We start from the raw sequence: 18,867 nt of genomic DNA on the forward strand, positions 1-18,867 counted from the left end.
CACGCACACGGACGGGGTGATCTTTCTTGAACGAAAACGGACTGACACAGGCTGTGCAGGAGGCCGGGGCGGTGGAGCTGCTGCTCATCCGGCACGGTGAAAGCGAAGGCAACGTGGCGGCCACGGAGGCCCGGCTTGCGGGGGCGGAGGTCATCGACGTGCCGGCCCGCGATGCCGACGTAAACCTGTCCGGCACGGGGCAGGAACAGGCCAAGGCGCTGGGCACCGCGCTGGCCCGGATCGCCGAGGAGTTCCGGCCCGATGCAGTGGTGTCCTCCCCATACGCCCGGGCCCGGCAGACGGCGGAGATTGCCGTGGAGGCGGCGGGCTGGCCGGTGGAAGTGCGCGCCGATGAACGGCTGCGCGACCGTGAACTGGGCATCCTGGACCGGCTGACCCGGCTGGGCGTGGAGAAGCGCTACCCGGACGAGGTGGAACGCCGGTCCTGGCTGGGCAAGCTGTACTACCGGCCGCCGGGCGGTGAGTCCTGGGCGGACGTGGCCCTCCGGCTGCGTTCGGTCCTCGATGAGCTGAACAACCTGGGCAGCGGCCACCGCGTGATGCTCGTCTGCCACGACGCCGTGATCATGCTGTTCCGCTACGTGCTGGAGGGCATGTCCGAGCGGGAACTCCTGGACCTTGCTGCGAGCACATCCATCCTGAACGCGTCGATCACCAGGTATGTGCGTCCGTCCGGCGCCGGGCCGTGGACCTTGGAGAGCTTCAATGTGGCCGACCACCTCACGGAGCAGGGCGTGGAGGTCACCGAGCATGCAGGGGACACGAGTGTCCACCCGCGGTGACGGGACCAGCCCCGTGCTGGTGACGCCGTCGCTGCTGCGCGAGTGGCCGCTGCCGGCTCCGGGTGAGGACAAGTATTCACGGGGCTCGGTGCTGGTGATCGGCGGGGCGCGGGCCACTCCCGGCGCTGTCCTGCTCGCCGGAACCGCAGCGCTGCGCGCCGGTGCCGGGAAGCTGACGGTGGCCGTTGCAGAGTCTGTGGCCGTGCAGATGGGGGTGGCGCTGCCGGAGTGCGGTGCGATCGCCCTGCCGGAGACCGCCGACGGATCGGTCAAGGCTGATGGGCTGGACCGGATCTCCTCCTACCTGGACCGGGCGGACGCCATCCTGGTGGGCCCGGGCCTGGACGACCCCGGACTGGCTGAAGAACTGTTGCGGGCCCTGCTGGAGCGGGAGTCCGCCGACGGCGGGCCGGATGGTGAAGGGGGCGCCGCCGTCGTGCTTGACGCCTATGCCCTGGGCGGCCTGACCAAGGTTGAAGAGCAGCTGGAACCGTGGCGCGGACGGCTGATCCTGACCCCGAACCCGAAGGAAACGGAGATCCTGCTGGGCCGGGACCTCGGGGACCTGGAAAGCGACGTGGCCGCTGTTGCCAGGCGGTTCGACGCCGTGGTGAGCTGCCAGGGCATCGTTGCCCAGCCACCCGGTGCGGAGGGCGGCGGGGAACCGGAGCTGTGGAAGATCACCACCGGGTACGGCGGCCTGGGGACCTCCGGCAGCGGGGATGTCCTGGCCGGGGCAATTGCCGGCCTGAAGGCCCGCGGGACCAGCGGGGCACAGGCGGCGTGCTGGGGAACGCACCTGCACGCGGCGGCTGCCGACCGGCTGGCCAGCAGGATGGGCCCGCTCGGGTTCCTTGCCCGCGAACTCGCCGACGAACTGCCCGCGCTGATGCTGGAACTGAACACCTGAGTCCCGGGACAAGGAAACCCTGCCCGTGCGCAAAGGGATGGCCCCCTGCTTGGAAGCTCGGGGGCCATCGTATCGGAGGGGATCACTCGCAACTGCCGATGCGCTACCGGCGCTGTGGCGTTCCTTAAAGGCAAACCGCCCAAAACTGGCAGATACAACGCGTTCGGATCCTCCCGGTAACCCTGTTCTAGCACCAGCATGCGGACCAAGACAAGGCATCCCCGCCGGTAACTTTGGACGACCCCCGGCCGGAGCCGGGGGCCACCGTATCGGGAAGTACGGGTTGACGCTGCCGATGCGCTGTCTGGCGCTGTGGCGTGCACTCGGTGCGACCCGCCCCATCATGGCAGTCAACAGAGAACCCGACGTCCCGATCCCTGGAGGGAACTAGGCCGCGATCTCCTGCTTTGTCCCCTTTGTCTCGATCTCGATCTTCCGCGGCTGGGCCTTTTCGGCGACAGGAATCCGCAGCGTCAGGACACCGGCATCGTAGCTTGCCTTGATCTTGTCGACATCCAGGGTGTCCCCGAGGATCAGCTGGCGGCTGAAGACGCCGCGCGGCCTCTCGGAGGCGACCAATTCGGTGTCCTTGCCCGCAACGTCAGGCCGCTCGGCCCGCACCGTCAGGACATTCCGTTCCACATCCAGATCCACTGAATCCACCGCGACGCCGGGCAGATCGAAGGCCACGACAAATTCCTTGTCCTCCCGCCAGGCGTCCATCGGCATAGCTGCCGGACGCGCTGCCGTTCCGAGGACCTGCTGGGCCAGCCTGTCCAGCTCGCGGAACGGATCGGTTCGCATCAACATGGCTTCCCTCCTCGTAAGAGATGGTCCAACATCGTTTCGAGTATCAGCCGATCTGTATTGGCTGATATAGATTTTTTAGCACCGCAAAAGCAGATCCGCAAGCGGTGCAGGAAGGAAATTTGCAACTTTTTTGGACCGGTTTTGGGCAAGGAAAAGGGGCCTCCCACGGTCCGCGGAAGGCCCCCTCCGGCTGGTCCCTGCTAGCTCCGGGTTGGGTCCGGGCGCAGCGGCGCCGGCCCCGGATCGGGCACGGGCAGCGGGCCGGGAGACGGCGGCGCCGGGAACGGGTTGGGGGACGGATGCCCGGGCTGGGGCTGGGTGGGATCTGGCGGTGTGGGTTCAGGGCCTGGTTCCGGCGGAAACGGCTCGGGTTCGTGCACTGGCGGGATGGTCATAAACTTCCCCTCTCACGCGTGGCTGATGTGCCTGGCGTGATCAGGATACGCCTGCCGCCTGAAGGCCACTAGGCCCCCGTCCCGGCCGGTTGCCCTGTCAGTTATGGTCGTCAAAACTTCAGTTTGGGGACCATAAGTGACAGGGCATCGCGACGGCGGTCGTTGGTTCAGTCCCCCGGTAGCGAACGGGCCCGGCCTTTCGCGGAGGCGGTGGATATATTGAAGGCATGACCTCCACTCCGCTGCAGGATTCCGCCAGCACGCCCGCGTCCGCCGCCACGCCGCCTGTGGCCAGGAAGGTCCCCCTGGAGCGGACGCACCACGGGGACACTTTCGTTGACAACTACGAGTGGCTGCGGGACAAGGAATCCGCCGAGGTTGTGGAGCACCTGAAGGCCGAGAACGCCTACCAGGAAGCGGTCACCGCCCACCAGGAGCCGCTCCGCGAAGCCATCTTCCAGGAGATCAAGGGCCGCACCCAGGAAACCGACCTCTCGGTTCCGCACCGCAAGGACGACTGGTGGTACTACAGCCGCTCCGTGGAGGGCAAGGAATACGGCATCCAGTGCCGGGTCAGGGCCTCCGACACCGGGGACAGGATTGCCGACTGGACCCCGCCGGCCGTGGAGCCCGGCGTCGCGATTCCCGGTGAGGAAGTCCTGCTGGACGGCAACGTCGAGGCTGAAGGCAAGCCCTTCTTTTCCGTGGGCGGCTCGGCCGTAACCGTGGACGGCAACCTCTACGCCTACGCCGTGGACAACTCCGGCGACGAGCGCTTCACCCTCCGGATCAAGGACCTCCGCACCAGCGAACTGCTGCCGGACGTCATCGAGAACGTCTTCTACGGCGTCTCGTTCTCCCCGGACGGCGCGCGCATCTTCTACACCGTGGTGGATGATTCCTGGCGCCCGTACCAGGTGAAGGCGCACGTGCTGGGCACGCCCGTCACCGACGACGTGGTTATCTACCAGGAAGACGACGCCGCGATGTGGCTGGGCTTTGAGCTCTCCGCGGACCGGCGCTACCTGGTGCTGGGCATCGGCTGCTCCGAATACAGCGAAACCCGGCTGCTCCGTTTCGACGACCCCTCCGGGACCGTCCGGACGGTTATTTCCCGCAACGAGCGGGTCCTTTACGAGGCCGAGCCGTTCCTGCTGGAGGGCCCGGACGGGAAATCAGAGCGTATCCTCCTCACGCACAACCGCGGCGCCATCAACTCCATGGTTTCGCTGGCGGATCCGGCCGAGCTGGAGAAGCCGCTGGCCCAGCAGACGTGGCAGACCGTCGTCGCACATTCCGACGACGTCCGGGTCAACGGCGCGGGCGTCACCGCCACGCACCTGATCGTGTCCATCCGGAAGGACACCATTGAACGGGTACAGGTGATGGGCCTCGCCGGGCTGGGCACGCCGGCACAAGAATCCCCGGTGGAGCCGGCATTCGACGAGGAGCTCTACACCGCAGGCGTCAGCGGATCAGACTATGAGGCCCCCGTCATCCGGCTGGGCTACACCTCCTATTTCACGCCGTCGCGCGTCTACGACTTCGTCCTGCCCACCCCGGAACAGCCCGCCGGCGAGCTGCTGCTGCGGAAGGAAAGCCCGGTGCTGGGCGGCTACGACGGCAGCGACTACGTGGCCACCCGCGAATGGGCGACGGCGGCGGACGGCACCCGGATCCCGCTCTCGGTGCTGCGGCACAAGGGCGTCAAGCAGGATTCGACGGCGGCGGGCCTGGTGTACGGGTACGGCTCCTACGAGCTGAGCATGGATCCGGGCTTCGGCATTGCGCGCCTTTCGCTGCTGGACCGCGGCGTGGTGTTCGTGATCGCGCACATCCGCGGCGGCGGTGAGCTGGGCCGGCACTGGTACGAGGACGGCAAGAAGCTCACCAAGAAGAACACCTTCACCGACTTCATCGCCGCCACCGACTGGCTGGCCGGCTCGGGCTGGGTGGACCCGGCGCGGATCGCGGCACTGGGCGGCTCCGCCGGCGGCCTGCTGATGGGCGCGGTGGCGAACATCGCACCCGAAAAGTACGCCGCCATCGTGGCGCAGGTGCCGTTCGTGGATCCGCTCACCAGCATCCTGGACCCGGACCTGCCGCTGTCCGCCCTCGAGTGGGAGGAATGGGGCAACCCGATCACGGACCCGCAGGTGTACCAGTACATGAAGTCCTACTCCCCCTACGAGAACGTGCGGGAGGTGGCCTATCCGAAGATCGCGGCCGTCACATCCTTCAACGACACCCGGGTGCTGTACGTGGAGCCGGCCAAGTGGGTGCAGGAGCTGCGGAACCGGACCACCGGATCCGAGCCCATCCTCATGAAAATCGAGATGGACGGCGGGCACGGCGGCGCCTCCGGCCGGTACGTGCAGTGGCGCGAGCGGGCGTGGGACTACGCGTTCATCGCCGATTCCCTCGGCGCCACCGAACTGCTCCCCGGCGCGGGGCTCAAGTAAGGCCTTCCGCCGGCCACTCAGGTCTGCGGGTGCTCTGCCAGCCACTCCGCCAGGGTTTCGAGGTTGGCGCGGACCGTCCGCCCCTGCGCGCGCTCCACCAACGGATCAGCCAGCTTGCCGAAGACGCCGCCCAGGCCTGATGCGGCATCGATGCGCTGGGTGAGGCGGGTGCCGCCGTCGGCCGGTTCAACCTGAAAAGTGATGGTGAAGTCCAGCTTGCCCTCAACGGAACGGGACACCATGCGCCGGGGCGGATCGAACTCGGTGACCTCGACAGTCCAGTCGAACTGCCGGCCCATGACTTTGCTGGTACCGCGCCCGCGGGTGCCGACGCCCAGGGGGCCGTCCCCCACCTGCTCCGAGGAGGTGACGGAGGAATCGAATACCGCAACGTTCTGGAACTTCGACACGAAGTCAAAGACCTCCTGCGGCGGCCGGGCAATAACAACGCTTTCTTCTACAACAGGCATTGGGTTCTCCTTTGAAGGGCGCCTGATGCCGGCGGCTCTGCCGGCAGGAAGGCAGGCACAGCGCCAGCTTGGACCTGCCTCCAACTCCTGTCAATAGCATCTGACGTGCGTTAACACTGGCAACCGACTGTACGCCAAAATGCTAATCATGCTTACTATTGGTTCGCGCAGGGCTGCCCGCTGGGGGCAGGCCAACCCGCGCGTACCGGAGGTTGCAGAAACATGGAACATGAAATGCGTCCCCTGACTGATGATGAACTGCTCGCGGAGCAGGCCACCGCTTTGCCGGACAAGGAGGTTGCCTCGGTCCTGGACCTGAACGCGGACCTCGATCTGGGCATCGACGCCGCGGCACCCATCGACCTGGCCGTCGCCGCCAACGCCAACGTGGCAGCACCGATTGACGCCGCCGCCTCGGCCAACATCCTCTCCTTCGGTTCCGACGCCCAGGCGCTGGCCGACCAGGGCGTGGTGATCGAGCAGGGCATCACCGCCGACGCGAACGCCGAGTCCACCCAGGACAGCACCATCGACCAAAGCAACGACACCATCGACGGCGGCACCCCAGACGCCACCGAAACGGTCGACGGCGGCACTGTCCTTCCCGACGGCAGCCTGCCGGACGTCGGCGCCCTGCCCACCGACCCCACAGCTGCCCTGGACGGGGACCTGCTCAACGTCAACGTGGACCTCGCCGCGGACGCGGACATCGCCGCACCCATCAACGGTGCTGTCGCAGCCAACGCCAACGTGGCCGCCCCGATCGATGCCGCCGTCGCCGCGAACATCGGCTCCATCGACAGCCAGGCCTACGCGGTGGCCGAGCAGGACGCCATCATCTCGCAGAACATCGACGGCGCAGCCAACGCCTCTGCCGACCAGCAGTCCGACCTGCAGCAGTAAGCCCAAATGAGCCACGTCACCGGCGGGCCGCGCTCCCAGGCCGGCCCGCCGTCGTCCCTTGCCCCCGCTGCCAGGCACCCGCGGAAGTTTCCGGCCCGGGCCGGCGGTGTCCAGCTCCTCGGCCAGTCCGAAGGGTCCGGCTACCGCGAAGCGCCCTCACTGGTGCGCCGCTCGGACGGCCAGACACTGCAGCTGACCCGCCTGCTCTATCTGGTGCTGGAGGCGGCTGACGGGACACGGGACGTGGAGGACATTGCCCGGCACGCGAGCCAGGGCTCGGGCCGGCAGGTCAGCGCCGACAACGTGCGCACCCTGATGGACTCGCAACTGCTGCCGATGGGCCTGCTGCGCCTGGCCGACGGGTCAGAACCCGAGGTCCGCAAGGCCGACCCCCTGCTGGGCATGCGCTTCCGCTACACCGTGACGGACCCGGAGCGCACCCGCAGGATCACGGGCCCGTTCACAGTGCTTTTCAACCCACTGATCATCGTGGCCGTTACCGCCGCGTTCCTTGCAGCCTGCTGGTGGGTTCTGATGGTCAAGGGCCTGGGCTCCGCCACGCACGAGGCCTTCGCCAATCCCGGGCTGCTGCTGCTGATCTTCGCCATCACCATCCTCTCGGCCGGGTTCCACGAGTTCGGCCACGCCGCCGCGGCGCGCAAGGGCGGTGCAACACCAGGCGCCATGGGGGCAGGGCTGTATCTGGTCTGGCCCGCCTTCTTCACGGACGTCACGGATTCGTACCGGCTTGGCCGCGGGGGCAGGCTCCGCACCGACCTGGGCGGGCTCTATTTCAACGCGATCGTGGCGGTCGCCATCATGGGCGTCTGGTGGGCCACCGGGTTCGATGCCCTGCTGCTGGTGGTGGTGACCCAGATCCTCCAGATGGTCCGGCAGCTCCTCCCCCTGGTCCGGTTCGACGGGTACCACATCCTGGCGGACACCACCGGCGTCCCGGACCTGTTCCAGCGCATCAGGCCCACACTGCTGGGCCTGCTGCCGTGGCACTGGGGAAAGCCTGAAAACCGCGTGCTCAAGCCGTGGGCCCGAGCGGTGGTGGCGCTCTGGGTCCTGGTAACCGTGCCGCTGCTCCTCCTCAGCCTGGCCGTCATGGTGATCGCACTGCCGCGGCTGTTGGCAACGGCCTGGGACAGCGTGGTCACGCAGCAGGAGATGCTGGCCGCGGGCCTGGCCGCGGGTGACCTGGCCGGCGCCGCCGTACGGGTCCTCGCGATCGGCGCCGTCGCACTGCCAATGCTTGGCATGCTGTACATCCTGGTCCGGCTCCTGCGCCAGCTGGTCACCGGCCTCTGGAAGAAGACCCGCGGGAAGGCCCTGCAGCGCACGGCTGCCATGGCCGCCATTGCCGCTTTGCTTTCCGGCCTCGCGTGGGCATGGTGGCCCGACGGCGGGACGTACCGTCCGGTGCAGCCTTACGAGCGCGGCACGCTGGCTGATGCCACCGCAACAGTCCTTCCCCAGGCCAGCACTACTTCGCTGCGCGAGGGCGGCAGCGGACGCACTGTTGCGCTCTGGCCTGAAGGCAGCCCGAAACCAACCCGCGACAATCCCCAGCTGGCCATGGTGCTGGTGCCGGCGGAAGCAGCCGCCGCGCCCGCAGCCACGGGCGATCCAGTCATGGCCGCCCCCTCCTGGGTGTTCCCGTTCGACCGGCCCGCCGCCCCGGAAGAGGACGGCAACCAGGCCTTGGCCGTGAATACCGCCGGCGGCTCGGTCACCTACAGCGTGGCCTTCGCCCTGGTGTGGGCCGAGGACGGCGAGCCGGTGGATACCCGCAACGAGGCCTACGCGTTCGCCAGTTGCAGCGGCTGCGCGGCGGTGGCTGTCGGCTTCCAGGTGGTCCTCATCGTTGGCCAGGCGGATGTCATCGTCCCGGAGAACCGGTCCGCAGCCGCGAACTACAACTGCATCGATTGCCTTGCGTACGCGCTGGCCAGCCAGTTGGTCCTTACGCTTGACGGACCTCTGGACGGGGACAGCCTGGCGCAGCTCAACGCCCTGTGGGCCGAGATTGCCGAATACGGGCGGAACCTCCAAAACGTTCCACTCTCGGAAATCCAGGCCCGGCTCGCAGCGTACAAGGAACAGATCACCGCCATCGTCAAAGCAGCTCCGGCCGCCTCCGGCAACACGGGCAGTACCGCCACGTCCTCCGCGGCGCAGGCCCCCGCGGGAACAGACGGTCCAGCGGGAAGCACGGCGGCTCCCTCCCAACCGGCACCGGGTGGGACGGCACCGGCTCCGGCAGGAACGGCGCCGGCACCAGCCCCGGCAACGCAGCCTGCGACAAGTGATGCGCCGCCGTCGTACGCACCCGTTGAGACACCGCTGCCAACGGCGGATACTGGGGGCACGGCCCCCGCCGTGGAGCCCCAACCCACCGCAAACCCCAGCTAGGAGAACAAATGTCGTTGAGCAAGGGAACATCCGTGGAGTGGAATACGTCGCAGGGCAGGACGCACGGCAAGATCATCGAGAAGAAAACCAGCGACTTCGAGCTGGACGGCCACACGCACCGGGCCAGCGAGGACGAGCCGCAGTATGTGGTGGAATCGGCCAAGACAGGTGCCCGGGCCGCGCACAAGGCCTCCGCCCTGACCGAGAAGAAGTAGCGCCGTGGCCGGGCAGCACGAGGTGGTGATCATCGGCGGCGGCAATGCCGGCGTCTCGCTGGCGGCGCGGCTGGAGCGCTACGGGGTCAAGGACGTGGCACTCATCGAGCCGAAGGACCACCACCTTTTCCAGCCCCTGTTTTCGCATATCGCCGGGGGCCGCGCGTCGGCCAAGGAGGCGGTCCGCAGCCAGGAGTCCGTGACCCCCAATGGTGTCACCTGGATCCGCGACAGCGCGGTGGACGTAGATGCCAACGCCAACACCGTCACGCTCGCGTCCGGCTCCACCGTGGCCTACGGGCAGCTGGTGGTCTGCCCGGGCCTGCAGTACGACTGGGACGCGGTGCCCGGACTGGCCGAGGCCGTTCACTCCCCCCACGGCGCCTCGCACTACGAGTTCGAACTGGCCCCCAAGGCCTGGACGCTCCTCAGCGGGCTGACCTCCGGCACCGCGGTGTTCACCATGCCGGCAGGGCCCATCAAGTGTGGAGGCGCCAGCCAGAAGCCCATGTACCTGGCCTGCGACTACTGGCAGGAGCAGGGCGTCTTGGACGAGATCCGCGTGGTGATGGTCCAGCCCTACCCCACCGTCTTCGGCGTGCCGGAGGTGGACCGGGAGCTGGACCGCAAGATCGCCGAGTACGGGATCGAACTGTGGACCAACAGCGAATTGGTCTCGGTGGACGCCGCCGGCCAGACGGCCAACATCCGCAATGTTGAGACCGGTGAGCAGGAGTCCCTGCACTACGACGTCCTCAACGGCGTGCCGCCGCAGTCGGCGCCGGACTGGCTGAAGGCCACAGACCTGCCGGCGGCCGGGGACAAGGGCGGCTTCGTGGAGGTGGACCGGCAGACGCTGCGGCACATCCGGTACCACAACGTGTGGTCGCTGGGGGATGCCGCCGGCACCACCAACTCCAAGTCAGGAGGTTCGCTGCGCAAGCAGACCAAGGTGCTGGCGAAGAACCTGGTGGCGGCGCGGAAGGGCAAGCCGCTGACCCAGAAGTACAACGGCTACTCGGTGTGCCCGTTTACCGTTTCACGCGACACAGTGGTGTTCGCCGAGTTCGACGACCGGTACCGGCCCATGCCCACCATCCCCCGGGTGCCCACCTGGAACGAGAGCAAGCTGTCCTGGGTGGTGGACCGGGACATGTTCCCGCAGATCTACTGGAACCTGATCCTCAAGGGCCGGGCCTAGGGATTCACGACGGCGGCCGTCGCCTCCGCGATGGCGCGCTCCTCGTCGGTGGGAACCACCAGGATGGGGATGGCCGACTGCTGCGTGGAGATCACGCGCGGTTCCTTGGACCGCTCCGCGTTCAGGCCGCCGTCGAGCTCCACTCCCAGAGCGCCCAGCTTGTCCGCCACCAGTGCGCGGAACTGGTGGGAGTTCTCGCCGATCCCCGCCGTGAACACGAGGGCCTTGGCTCCACCCACCGCCACGTGGTAGCCGCCGATGTACTTGGCCAGCCGGTAGGAGGTGACCGCGAGCGCCGTCGCTGCCCGCGCATCGCCGTCTTCCGAGGCCTCCACCACGGAGCGCATGTCGTTGTTGCCGGCCAGGCCCTTGAGTCCGGATTCGCGGTTCAGCATGGTGTCGATGTCCTCGGGGGTCCAGCCGGCCCTGCCCAGGAACACCAGGATGGAGGGGTCCAGGTCGCCGGAGCGGGTGCCCATCACCAGGCCCTCCAGCGGGGTGAAGCCCATGGACGTGTCCACGGACCGGCCGCCCTGGATGGCCGTCACGGAGGCGCCGTTGCCCAGGTGCGCGATGACGCCGTCGAACTCCTCCACCGGGACGTCCAGCAGCGCTGCGGCGCGGCGCGTCACGTACTCGTGGGAAGTGCCGTGGAAGCCGTAGCGGCGGATGCCGTGGTTTGTGTAGAGCTCGTCCGGGACGGCGTACCGCCAGGCGTGCTCGGGGAGGGTGCGGTGGAAGGCGGTATCGAACACGGCCACCTGCGGCATGTCCGGCCACTTCTTGGTGATGGCCCGGATACCCAGGACGTTGGCGGGGTTGTGCAGCGGCGCCAGCGGGTTGAGCCGCTCGATTGCACGGGTGATTTCGTTGTCGATCAGCACCGGCTCGGCGAACCGCTCGCCGCCGTGGACCACCCGGTGCCCCACCGCCCCCAGCTGCAGGTCGCCCAGTTCCTGGTGGATGGCTTCGTCCACCTGCTCCAACGCTGCCGCATGGTCCCGCGGGCCCACGATCTCCCCGTCGCCTTCTCCCCCGTTGCCCATCCCGATCTTTTCGATCAGGCCCTCCGTAAGGACGGTTCCGGCCGCGACGTCACGCACCTGGTACTTGAGCGAGGACGAGCCGGAGTTGATGACGAGGACGAGCATGCGGGGCCTCCTGAGCCTTTGCGCCAGCGGTTCAGTCCCCACTATATGTGCGTCCCTTCCGGCGGCGGATTCCTTGCGGATCGGGCCGGGCTGTGCCTACAGTCGGCGGACAGGCTGGACCACGCCGAGAGGACATTCCAATGACGAACGAGCCCACTTCGATCGACGAGAACGACCCCACCAACACCGGATCCAGCAGCACCGCGCCGCTCCACACCGGCGCCGGATCCGGCAGCAAGGAACCCACCGGCGTCGAGGGCGCCAATCCCGCGCTGGACGATACCGGCAGTCCCAAGGCCGGCGAAACGGGCGAGGCGCCGCAGGCACCCGAGAACCCTGAGGGCCTGGACCTGACCCCGCAGGGCCTGTCAGACGAGCCCGCCAAGGAAGAGGACAAAGAAAGCCTGGCCAAGCCGGACAACAGCTAGTCATTACGGGGTCCGACGGCGGCACCCACCCGGGTGCCGCCGTCGTCCGTTAACCCGTCCTACGAAAGCGGCGCCTGCGCCTGGATGGCCGTGATGGCCACCGTGTTCACGATGTCCTCTACGGTGCAGCCGCGGGAAAGGTCGTTGACCGGCTTCCGCAGCCCCTGCAGGACCGGCCCGACGGCGACGGCCCCGGAGCTCTGCTGCACCGCCTTGTACGTGTTGTTGCCGGTGTTGAGGTCCGGGAAGATGAACACCGTCGCCTGCCCGGCCACGGTGGAGCCCGGCATCTTGGACTCGGCAATAGAGGCGTCCACGGCGGCGTCGTACTGGATGGGCCCTTCCACGGCGAGGTCCGGCCGGCGCTGGCGCACCAGTTCGGTGGCCTGCCGCACCTCGTCCACCGCCTCACCGGAGCCCGAGCCGCCGGTCGAGTAGGAGAGCATGGCAACCCGCGGCTCCACCCCGAACTGGGCAGCGGTTTCCGCGGAGGCCAGCGCGATGTCCGCCAGCTGCTCCACGTTGGGATCCGGGTTCACCGCGCAGTCGCCGTACACCAGCACGCGGTCCGGCATCAGCATCAGGAACACCGAGGAGACGATCTTCACGCCGGGGCGCGTCTTCACGAACTCCAGCGCCGGCCGGATGGTGTGAGCCGTGGTGTGGGCCGCGCCGGACACCATGCCGTCCACCACCCCCAGCTGGACCATCATGGTGCCGAAGTAGCTCACGTCCTGCATGATCTCCAGGGCCTTGGCCAGGTCCACGCCCTTGTGCGCCCGGAGTTCCGCGTACTTTTCGGCGAACTTCTGGCGCAGGTCCGAGGTTGCCGGGTCCACCACGTTGATGCCGGAAAGGTCGATGCCCCGGGCCGCCGCCAGCTCACGGACGTCCGTTTCCGGGCCCAGGACGGTCAGGTCGCAGACGTCGCGGCGGTGCAGGATCTCGGCAGCGCGCAGGATGCGCACGTCCGTGCCCTCCGGCAGCACCACGTGCCGGCGCTGCGAACGGGCCCGCTCGATGAGCTCGTGCAGGAACCGCAGCGGGGTCATCCGCTCCGGCCGGGGCAGGTGCAGGCGCTCCACCAGCTCGGTCTCATCCACCCGGCGCGACCACAGTCCCACGGCCGAGGCCACCTTGCGCCGGTGCCCGGACCAGATCTCGCTCCGGACCTCCGACACCCGCTTCGCAGTGGTGTAGGTGTCCTCCCGGGAGGCGAATACCGGGAAGGGCGCCTGCGCCAGGAGCGGGTAGATGTTGGCGTCGGGTGCCAGGCCGCCGGTGAGGATCAGCGCGGACGCCACCGGGAATTCGGGCGAGAAGGACGATGCCAGGCATGCGACCATCACGTCTGCCCGGTCCCCCGGAACGATCACCAGGGCGCCCTCATCCAGGACGTTGAGGAAGTTGCCCACGTTCATGGCCGCCACTTTGATGTCCTTCACGTCCCGCTCCATGTCCGGGCGGCCGGCGATCTGGCGTACGGCGAGCGCCGTGGCCACCTCGCCGGTGGTGGGCCGCGCGATCTCCTCCAGCTCGGGCAGGACGTACACGGGACGGCCGGACGCGCCCACCTTAACCTCCGCGGCGATGGCGTCCACCAGGTCCGGGTCCGCGCGGTTCACCAGGATGGCCAGGAGCGCGCACTTTTCCGCGGACAGCTCCTTCCGGGCAACCTCGACGGCGGCGGCCGCCTCCGCCACGGTCCGCCCCTTGGCGCCCACCACGGCCACCACCGGGGCGGCAAGGTTGTTGGCCAGGCGGGCGTTGAGGTCGAACTCGACGGCGGCGTCCTGGCCGGTCAGGTCCGTTCCCTCCACGATCACCACGTCGCAGTGCCTCGAGATGTCGGCGAAGATCTCCACGCACCGGGAGTCGATCTCCTCGCGGTTTCCCTCGGCGAGCAGGCTCCGCACTTCCTGGAACGTCAGGCCGCCGCGGCAGCGCTCGTCCTCCAGCGCGAACCGGGACTTCATCAGGGCCACCATGGGGTCATCCGCGGCGGAAGGGCCGGTCACCACGGGCTTAAAGAAGCCGATCCTGTCCGCATGCCGGTGCAGGGTGTCCGCCAGGCCCAGGGCCACGAGGGACTTGCCCGATCCGGGAGTGGTTGCGCTGACGTAGATGCCTTTGGCCATGGTCCGCCCTTTGCTGTTCTGCTTCTGCCGGTCCCTCCATCCTTGCACCTGCACCGGGACTTGCGGCACCGCTTGCCCGCCGGGAGGTGTGGTGATGGGCGCGGAACGGGACTGCCGGCACTTCGACGGGGCCGCCGTCGTTCGCTCCCGCCCGGTTGCTTTTCCAGCGCTTCCCCATCGTGCCGTGGACGACGGCGTGTCCCGGCTTGGGAGGGTCTCCCGAGCCGGAGTAAACGGGCTGGAACGCCCGCCCTCCCTTGACACCGGACGCCCTCATGGGATTACCTAATGAACATTCGGTAAATAAAGCTGGAGGCAATGACGCATGGCTGAAACAACACTTTCCGGGCCACCCCACCCCATCTTGGAAAACGACTATGCCTCCGAGTGGATGGGCATCGAGGTCCTCTCCCTGAGCGACGGCCACGCCACCATCCGAATGTCCCTCCGGCAGGAAATGCTCAACGGCTTCGGCATGGCCCACGGCGGAATGATCTTCGCCTTCGGTGACACCGCTTTCGCCCTCGCGTGCAACCCCATCAACCCGGCGCCCGGCGAGGAGAACACCATCACCGTGGCCTCGGGCGTGGACATCAATTTCCTCAAGCCCGCGTTCCGCGGCCAGGTGCTGACCGCCGTCGCGGACCGCCGTTCCAGCGCCGGCCGCAGCGGCCTGTACGACATCCAGATCTTCGCTGCCGACGCGGACCAGCCCGAATCCCCCACCTCCGGCACCCCCGGCGAACTCGTTGCAGAGTTCCGCGGACGCAGCCGCACCATCCCCAAGAAGTAGGAAACCATGACCCTGCATGCCCCCGAAACGCCCGCCGCAGCAACCGCCCAGTCGGCGGATGCCGTCCTTGACCGCGAGGAGACCATCTCCCGGGACGAGCTCGAGGCCCTCCAGCTCAGCCGCCTGCAGCACACCGTTGCCTACGCCTACGAGCGGGTGCCGCTGTACAAGCGCAAGTTCGACGACGCCGGCATCCACCCGTCAGACCTCCGCGAACTGGCAGACCTGGGCAACTTCCCCTTCACCACCAAGGAGGACCTGCGCCAGGAGTACCCGTTCGGGATGTTCGCTGTGCCGCAGCACGAGGTGGCCCGCGTGCACGCCAGCTCCGGCACCACCGGCCGGCCCACCGTGGTGGGCTACACGAAGCAGGACCTGGCGGACTGGGCAAAGCTCGTTGCCCGCTGCTTCCGCGCCTCCGGCATCCGCCCCGGCATGAAGGTCCACAACGCCTACGGCTACGGCCTGTTCACCGGCGGCCTGGGCGCGCACGCCGGTGCCGAGGCCCTGGGCTGCACCGTCATCCCCATGTCCGGCGGCCAGACAGAGCGGCAGATCCAGCTCATCCAGGACTTCCAGCCGGACGCCATCCTCTGTACCCCCACCTACCTGCTGACCATCGCAGACGCCATGGCACACATGGGCATCGACCCCACCTCCACGTCCCTGAAGTACGCCGTGCTCGGGGCCGAGCCGTGGACCCAGGAGATGCGGCACGAACTCGAAGTCACCATGGACATCAAGGCCTGCGACATCTACGGCCTGTCCGAGGTGATGGGTCCGGGCGTCGCCGGCGAGGCCGTGGAGACCCAGGACGGCAGCCACATCTGGGAGGACCACTTCCGCCCCGAAATCATCGACCCCTTCAATCCCGTCCCCGGCAGGGAGAACGTCCTGGGCGACGGCGAGCACGGCGAACTGGTCTTCACCTCGCTCACCAAGGAGGCGCTGCCCATCATCCGGTACCGCACCAAGGACCTCACCCGCCTCCTGCCCGGCACCGCCCGCCCCGCGCACCGCCGGATGGGACGCATCACCGGCCGCAGCGACGACATGATCATTCTCCGCGGCGTGAACCTCTTCCCGTCGCAGATCGAGGAGATCGCGCTGCGCATCCCCGAGCTCAGCCCGCACTTCCAGCTTGAGCTCACCCGGCCGGAGGGGCAGCGGATGGACCAGCTGACCGTGAAGATCGAGCGGCGGGACAACGTCACCGCCGAGCAGAGCGCGACGGCGGCACGCACCTTGAAGGAGCAGATCAAGATCCACGTGGGTTCTTCGTGCACGGTGGCGGTGGTGGAACCGGGTTCGCTTGAGCGGTCCAACGGCAAGCTCCGCCGCATCTACGACCTGCGCCCGAAGGGATAGCCGCACGGGAGGTGCCGGGCTGTCCGGCCCGGGGCCTGCCCGGACCAACCGACCGTTCGTGAGAAACTAGCACCTATGCCCAGCCAGACAACCAGTACCAACGGCGCAGCCGTCAACGGATCAGCCAAACGCGGCCGCCCCGGCTACGACCAGCAATCCGTGCTGAGGATAGCCGTGGACGTCTTCAACCGGCACGGCTACGACGCCACCTCCATGGGCATCCTGGCCGAGAACCTGGGCATCTCGAAGTCGGCCATTTACCACCACGTGCCTTCCAAGGGCGACCTCCTCAAGCTCGCCCTTGACCATGCCCTCGGCGGGCTTGAGTCAATCCTCGAGGAGCCGGAGGCAACGTCCGGCGCCGCCGACGCGCGGCTCGAGTTTGTCCTGCGCCAGACGGTGGCCGTGCTGGTGGACCGGCTGCCGTTCGTGACACTGCTGCTGCGCCTGCGCGGCAACACGGAAATTGAACGGGACGCCCTGGAGCGGCGGCGCACCTTCGACCACAAGGTGGCGGCCCTCATTTCGGCGGCCCGGGACGAGGGCTCGCTCCGCACCGACATCGATCCCCGGACCGTCACGCGCCTCCTGTTCGGCATGATCAACTCCATCGTGGAGTGGTACAAGCCCGGCGGTTCGCTGTCACCGGAGCGCCTCGCCGACGACGTCATCACCATGGCGTTCGACGGGCTGCACGGCCACTCCTAGCCCGCCAGCGCCTCTTCCCGCGTTGCGGGCCGGCAAATACTAAGCGTGCTTGGTATTTGCCCTGCTCCCCGGCTACGGTGGTAGAAAGCCGCCGTCCGCAGGGGAGGTAGTCAATGAGCCCGGCCATCCATCCGGGGCCCCGCAGCCGGGCCCTGGGCACCCGGAGACGTCCCGGTCCGCCCAGGACCGCCGCCGCCGCACTGGCGCTAAGTGCCGCCGTCGTGCTCTCCGCCTGCACAGGAGGCTCGCCTCCTCCCCCGCCGAGCGGGACCGCCGACTCCGGCAACACCCCTGCAGCCAGCCCGGCCGCTTCCGCGCCCGCGCCCGCCGGGGAGGACGCGGCGGGCGGCATCCCGCAGCTCGTGGAGAACCTTGCGCCGTCGGTGGTGACCATCTTCACCGAAGGCGGGTTGGGCAGCGGCGTGGTGTACTCCGAGGACGGCCTGGTCCTCACCAACGAGCACGTCATCCGCGGCAACACCAGGGTTGAGGTCGCCTTCGCGGACGGCCAGCGGGTGGAGGGCACCGTCCGGGCCACCGACCCCGTCACGGACCTCGCGCTGGTGCAGGCCGACCGCACCGGCCTGCCCAAACCGGTGTACCAGACCACCCTGCCCAAGGTGGGTGAGGGCGCGGTGGTGCTCGGTTCGCCGCTCGGCTTCGAGAACACCGCCACCGCCGGCATCATCTCCGGACTCCACCGCTCGATTCCCGGGTCCGCGTCCAACAGCCTGTCCCTGGTGGACCTGATCCAGACGGATGCCCCCATCAGCCCCGGCAACTCCGGCGGCGCCGTGATCAACATGCGCGGCGAGATTATCGGCATCAGCGAGGCCTACATCCCGCCGTCCGCCGGGGCCGTAGCCCTCGGTTTCGCTATCCCGGCCGCCACCGCCGTGGAAGTGGCCGAGGAACTCCTGGCCGACGGCACCGCCGAACACGCCTACGTGGGCCTCACCCCGGGCGAGCTGACGGCACAGATCGCCGAGCAGCTGGGCATCGAGCAGGTCTCCGGCGTGCTGGTGCTGGCCGTTTCCGAGGACGGCCCGGCCGGACGCGCCGGGATCCGCCCCGGGGATGTCCTGGAGTCGATGGAAGGCGTGGAACTTACGGCGCCCGAGAAACTCCTGTCCGAACTGCGCGGCCGCAATCCGGGCGACACCGTGAATTTTGCCGTCAAGCGCGGCGACGAGACCCGGGACGTCAAGGTGGACCTCGCCGAACGTCCCAGAGATAGCACCACCCGATAGGAAGGAATGGAAATGAGCAACTCCAAAGAAGAACCTGAGGCAGGCTTCATCGTTCCCGACCCCTCCAAGGTCCGTGAGGACGTTCCCGGCGACGCCGGCGACGAAGCGAACGTGATCCGCTTCAGCGAGGAACAGGCACTGATCGAGGAGCAGTCCCACGGCATCCGCCCGGACACCTACAGCGTTCCCTCCGGGGGCCCCACCATGGACGAGGCCCGCGGCAACATGGACCTCTCCGACCAAAGCGAAGGCGGCCGCGGCACCGGACCCGAGGACGACAGCAGCGACGACGCCCTGCACGGCGGCGCCGAGTCCTGACCTCACCAACACCAGGGGCGCCCCGGATTTTGAACTGCTCCCCGGGAGTTGGACTGAGAAATTCAGTTCCGACTCCCGGGGAGCAGTTTTATGCGTGCGTCTAGTTCGTTGTCTGAGGATCAGCGC

17 protein-coding genes are annotated in these 18,867 nt (G+C 68.1%); 13 read left to right on the forward strand and 4 right to left on the reverse strand.

Features of this window, described 5'->3' with window-relative positions:
- Nucleotides 1-26 precede the first annotated feature (26 nt).
- Together AC5RT3_RS18280 and AC5RT3_RS18285 are read left to right on the forward strand one after the other, a co-directional pair.
- Nucleotides 27-803, forward strand: coding sequence for a histidine phosphatase family protein (locus AC5RT3_RS18280; RefSeq protein WP_494010050.1), 777 nt, complete (start codon nucleotides 27-29; stop codon nucleotides 801-803).
- Nucleotides 772-1,713, forward strand: coding sequence for an NAD(P)H-hydrate dehydratase (locus AC5RT3_RS18285; RefSeq protein ID WP_494051312.1), 942 nt, complete (start codon nucleotides 772-774; stop codon nucleotides 1,711-1,713). Before AC5RT3_RS18280 ends, AC5RT3_RS18285 begins: the two co-directional genes overlap by 32 nt.
- 387 nt (nucleotides 1,714-2,100) lie before the next feature.
- Here AC5RT3_RS18285 and AC5RT3_RS18290 read toward each other — a convergent pair whose 3' ends face one another.
- The gene (locus tag AC5RT3_RS18290; RefSeq protein ID WP_494010048.1) at nucleotides 2,101-2,523 is read right to left on the reverse strand and encodes an Hsp20/alpha crystallin family protein; all 423 of its coding nucleotides are present in this window, start codon (nucleotides 2,521-2,523) and stop codon (nucleotides 2,101-2,103) included.
- Nucleotides 2,524-3,145: 622 nt separating this feature from the next.
- Here AC5RT3_RS18290 and AC5RT3_RS18295 point away from each other — a divergent pair.
- Nucleotides 3,146-5,380, forward strand: coding sequence for a S9 family peptidase (locus tag AC5RT3_RS18295; RefSeq protein ID WP_494124864.1), 2,235 nt, complete (start codon nucleotides 3,146-3,148; stop codon nucleotides 5,378-5,380).
- Nucleotides 5,381-5,397: 17 nt separating this feature from the next.
- Here the strand turns inward: AC5RT3_RS18295 and AC5RT3_RS18300 are convergent, their stop codons facing one another.
- Nucleotides 5,398-5,850, reverse strand: coding sequence for an SRPBCC family protein (locus AC5RT3_RS18300; RefSeq protein WP_494010046.1), 453 nt, complete (start codon nucleotides 5,848-5,850; stop codon nucleotides 5,398-5,400).
- 234 nt (nucleotides 5,851-6,084) lie between these two features.
- On the opposite strand from AC5RT3_RS18300, the gene AC5RT3_RS18305 reads away from it, so the two are divergent.
- From AC5RT3_RS18305 to AC5RT3_RS18320, 4 genes are read left to right on the forward strand one after another with little or no spacing between them, the layout of a single operon-like run.
- On the forward strand, nucleotides 6,085-6,753 hold the full coding sequence (locus tag AC5RT3_RS18305; RefSeq protein ID WP_494010045.1) for a peptidoglycan-binding protein: 669 nt from the start codon (nucleotides 6,085-6,087) through the stop codon (nucleotides 6,751-6,753).
- 6 nt (nucleotides 6,754-6,759) lie between these two features.
- Complete coding sequence (locus tag AC5RT3_RS18310) at nucleotides 6,760-9,171, forward strand: zinc metalloprotease (protein ID WP_494124865.1); 2,412 nt, start codon at nucleotides 6,760-6,762, stop codon at nucleotides 9,169-9,171.
- An 8-nt stretch (nucleotides 9,172-9,179) separates the two neighbouring features.
- Complete coding sequence (locus AC5RT3_RS18315; RefSeq protein WP_494124866.1) at nucleotides 9,180-9,386, forward strand: hypervirulence associated TUDOR domain-containing protein; 207 nt, start codon at nucleotides 9,180-9,182, stop codon at nucleotides 9,384-9,386.
- Nucleotides 9,387-9,390: 4 nt separating this feature from the next.
- Nucleotides 9,391-10,587, forward strand: coding sequence for an NAD(P)/FAD-dependent oxidoreductase (locus AC5RT3_RS18320; RefSeq protein ID WP_494124867.1), 1,197 nt, complete (start codon nucleotides 9,391-9,393; stop codon nucleotides 10,585-10,587).
- Here the strand turns inward: AC5RT3_RS18320 and AC5RT3_RS18325 are convergent.
- Nucleotides 10,584-11,738: an acetate kinase gene (locus AC5RT3_RS18325; RefSeq protein WP_494102742.1), complete on the reverse strand. Its 1,155-nt coding sequence runs from the start codon at nucleotides 11,736-11,738 to the stop codon at nucleotides 10,584-10,586. The two genes, AC5RT3_RS18320 and AC5RT3_RS18325, sit on opposite strands and share 4 nt — an antisense overlap.
- A gap of 140 nt (nucleotides 11,739-11,878) precedes the next feature.
- Here AC5RT3_RS18325 and AC5RT3_RS18330 point away from each other — a divergent pair, with 140 nt between their 5' ends.
- Nucleotides 11,879-12,166, forward strand: a complete 288-nt coding sequence (locus AC5RT3_RS18330; protein ID WP_494124868.1) for a hypothetical protein — start codon at nucleotides 11,879-11,881, stop codon at nucleotides 12,164-12,166.
- Nucleotides 12,167-12,225: 59 nt separating this feature from the next.
- Here AC5RT3_RS18330 and pta read toward each other — a convergent pair whose 3' ends face one another.
- Entirely contained in the window at nucleotides 12,226-14,304 is a 2,079-nt protein-coding gene (pta, locus tag AC5RT3_RS18335; protein WP_494010039.1) for a phosphate acetyltransferase, read from the reverse strand.
- Nucleotides 14,305-14,629: 325 nt separating this feature from the next.
- Between pta and AC5RT3_RS18340 the strand changes: the two genes are divergently transcribed.
- The 5 genes from AC5RT3_RS18340 to AC5RT3_RS18360 all read left to right on the forward strand — a co-directional run bounded on the left by AC5RT3_RS18340 (nucleotide 14,630) and on the right by AC5RT3_RS18360 (nucleotide 18,741).
- Nucleotides 14,630-15,097, forward strand: a complete 468-nt coding sequence (locus tag AC5RT3_RS18340; RefSeq protein WP_494124869.1) for a hotdog fold thioesterase — start codon at nucleotides 14,630-14,632, stop codon at nucleotides 15,095-15,097.
- 6 nt (nucleotides 15,098-15,103) lie between these two features.
- Entirely contained in the window at nucleotides 15,104-16,465 is a 1,362-nt protein-coding gene (gene paaK / locus AC5RT3_RS18345) for a phenylacetate--CoA ligase PaaK (protein WP_494124870.1), read from the forward strand.
- Nucleotides 16,466-16,540: 75 nt separating this feature from the next.
- The gene (locus AC5RT3_RS18350) at nucleotides 16,541-17,173 is read left to right on the forward strand and encodes a TetR/AcrR family transcriptional regulator (RefSeq protein ID WP_494010037.1); all 633 of its coding nucleotides are present in this window, start codon (nucleotides 16,541-16,543) and stop codon (nucleotides 17,171-17,173) included.
- A 113-nt stretch (nucleotides 17,174-17,286) separates the two neighbouring features.
- Nucleotides 17,287-18,423, forward strand: coding sequence for a S1C family serine protease (locus AC5RT3_RS18355; RefSeq protein WP_494124871.1), 1,137 nt, complete (start codon nucleotides 17,287-17,289; stop codon nucleotides 18,421-18,423).
- Between the two features lie 12 nt (nucleotides 18,424-18,435).
- The gene (locus AC5RT3_RS18360) at nucleotides 18,436-18,741 is read left to right on the forward strand and encodes a hypothetical protein (protein WP_494010035.1); all 306 of its coding nucleotides are present in this window, start codon (nucleotides 18,436-18,438) and stop codon (nucleotides 18,739-18,741) included.
- Nucleotides 18,742-18,867 lie beyond the last annotated feature (126 nt).

It is taken from the genome of Arthrobacter sp. Y3221159, from assembly GCF_059089885.1.

Excerpts from the sequence above, each read along its gene's own strand:
- AC5RT3_RS18285 (WP_494051312.1), top strand. The coding sequence starts at position 772 with ATGCAGGGGACACGAGTGTCCACCCGCGGTGACGGGACCAGCCCCGTG.
- AC5RT3_RS18290 (WP_494010048.1), bottom strand. The coding sequence starts at position 2,523 with ATGTTGATGCGAACCGATCCGTTCCGCGAGCTGGACAGGCTGGCCCAG.
- AC5RT3_RS18295 (WP_494124864.1), top strand. The coding sequence starts at position 3,146 with ATGACCTCCACTCCGCTGCAGGATTCCGCCAGCACGCCCGCGTCCGCC.
- AC5RT3_RS18300 (WP_494010046.1), bottom strand. The coding sequence starts at position 5,850 with ATGCCTGTTGTAGAAGAAAGCGTTGTTATTGCCCGGCCGCCGCAGGAG.
- AC5RT3_RS18305 (WP_494010045.1), top strand. The coding sequence starts at position 6,085 with ATGCGTCCCCTGACTGATGATGAACTGCTCGCGGAGCAGGCCACCGCT.
- AC5RT3_RS18310 (WP_494124865.1), top strand. The coding sequence starts at position 6,760 with ATGAGCCACGTCACCGGCGGGCCGCGCTCCCAGGCCGGCCCGCCGTCG.
- AC5RT3_RS18315 (WP_494124866.1), top strand. The coding sequence starts at position 9,180 with ATGTCGTTGAGCAAGGGAACATCCGTGGAGTGGAATACGTCGCAGGGC.
- AC5RT3_RS18325 (WP_494102742.1), bottom strand. The coding sequence starts at position 11,738 with ATGCTCGTCCTCGTCATCAACTCCGGCTCGTCCTCGCTCAAGTACCAG.
- AC5RT3_RS18330 (WP_494124868.1), top strand. The coding sequence starts at position 11,879 with ATGACGAACGAGCCCACTTCGATCGACGAGAACGACCCCACCAACACC.
- pta (WP_494010039.1), bottom strand. The coding sequence starts at position 14,304 with ATGGCCAAAGGCATCTACGTCAGCGCAACCACTCCCGGATCGGGCAAG.
- AC5RT3_RS18340 (WP_494124869.1), top strand. The coding sequence starts at position 14,630 with ATGGCTGAAACAACACTTTCCGGGCCACCCCACCCCATCTTGGAAAAC.
- paaK (WP_494124870.1), top strand. The coding sequence starts at position 15,104 with ATGACCCTGCATGCCCCCGAAACGCCCGCCGCAGCAACCGCCCAGTCG.
- AC5RT3_RS18350 (WP_494010037.1), top strand. The coding sequence starts at position 16,541 with ATGCCCAGCCAGACAACCAGTACCAACGGCGCAGCCGTCAACGGATCA.
- AC5RT3_RS18355 (WP_494124871.1), top strand. The coding sequence starts at position 17,287 with ATGAGCCCGGCCATCCATCCGGGGCCCCGCAGCCGGGCCCTGGGCACC.
- AC5RT3_RS18360 (WP_494010035.1), top strand. The coding sequence starts at position 18,436 with ATGAGCAACTCCAAAGAAGAACCTGAGGCAGGCTTCATCGTTCCCGAC.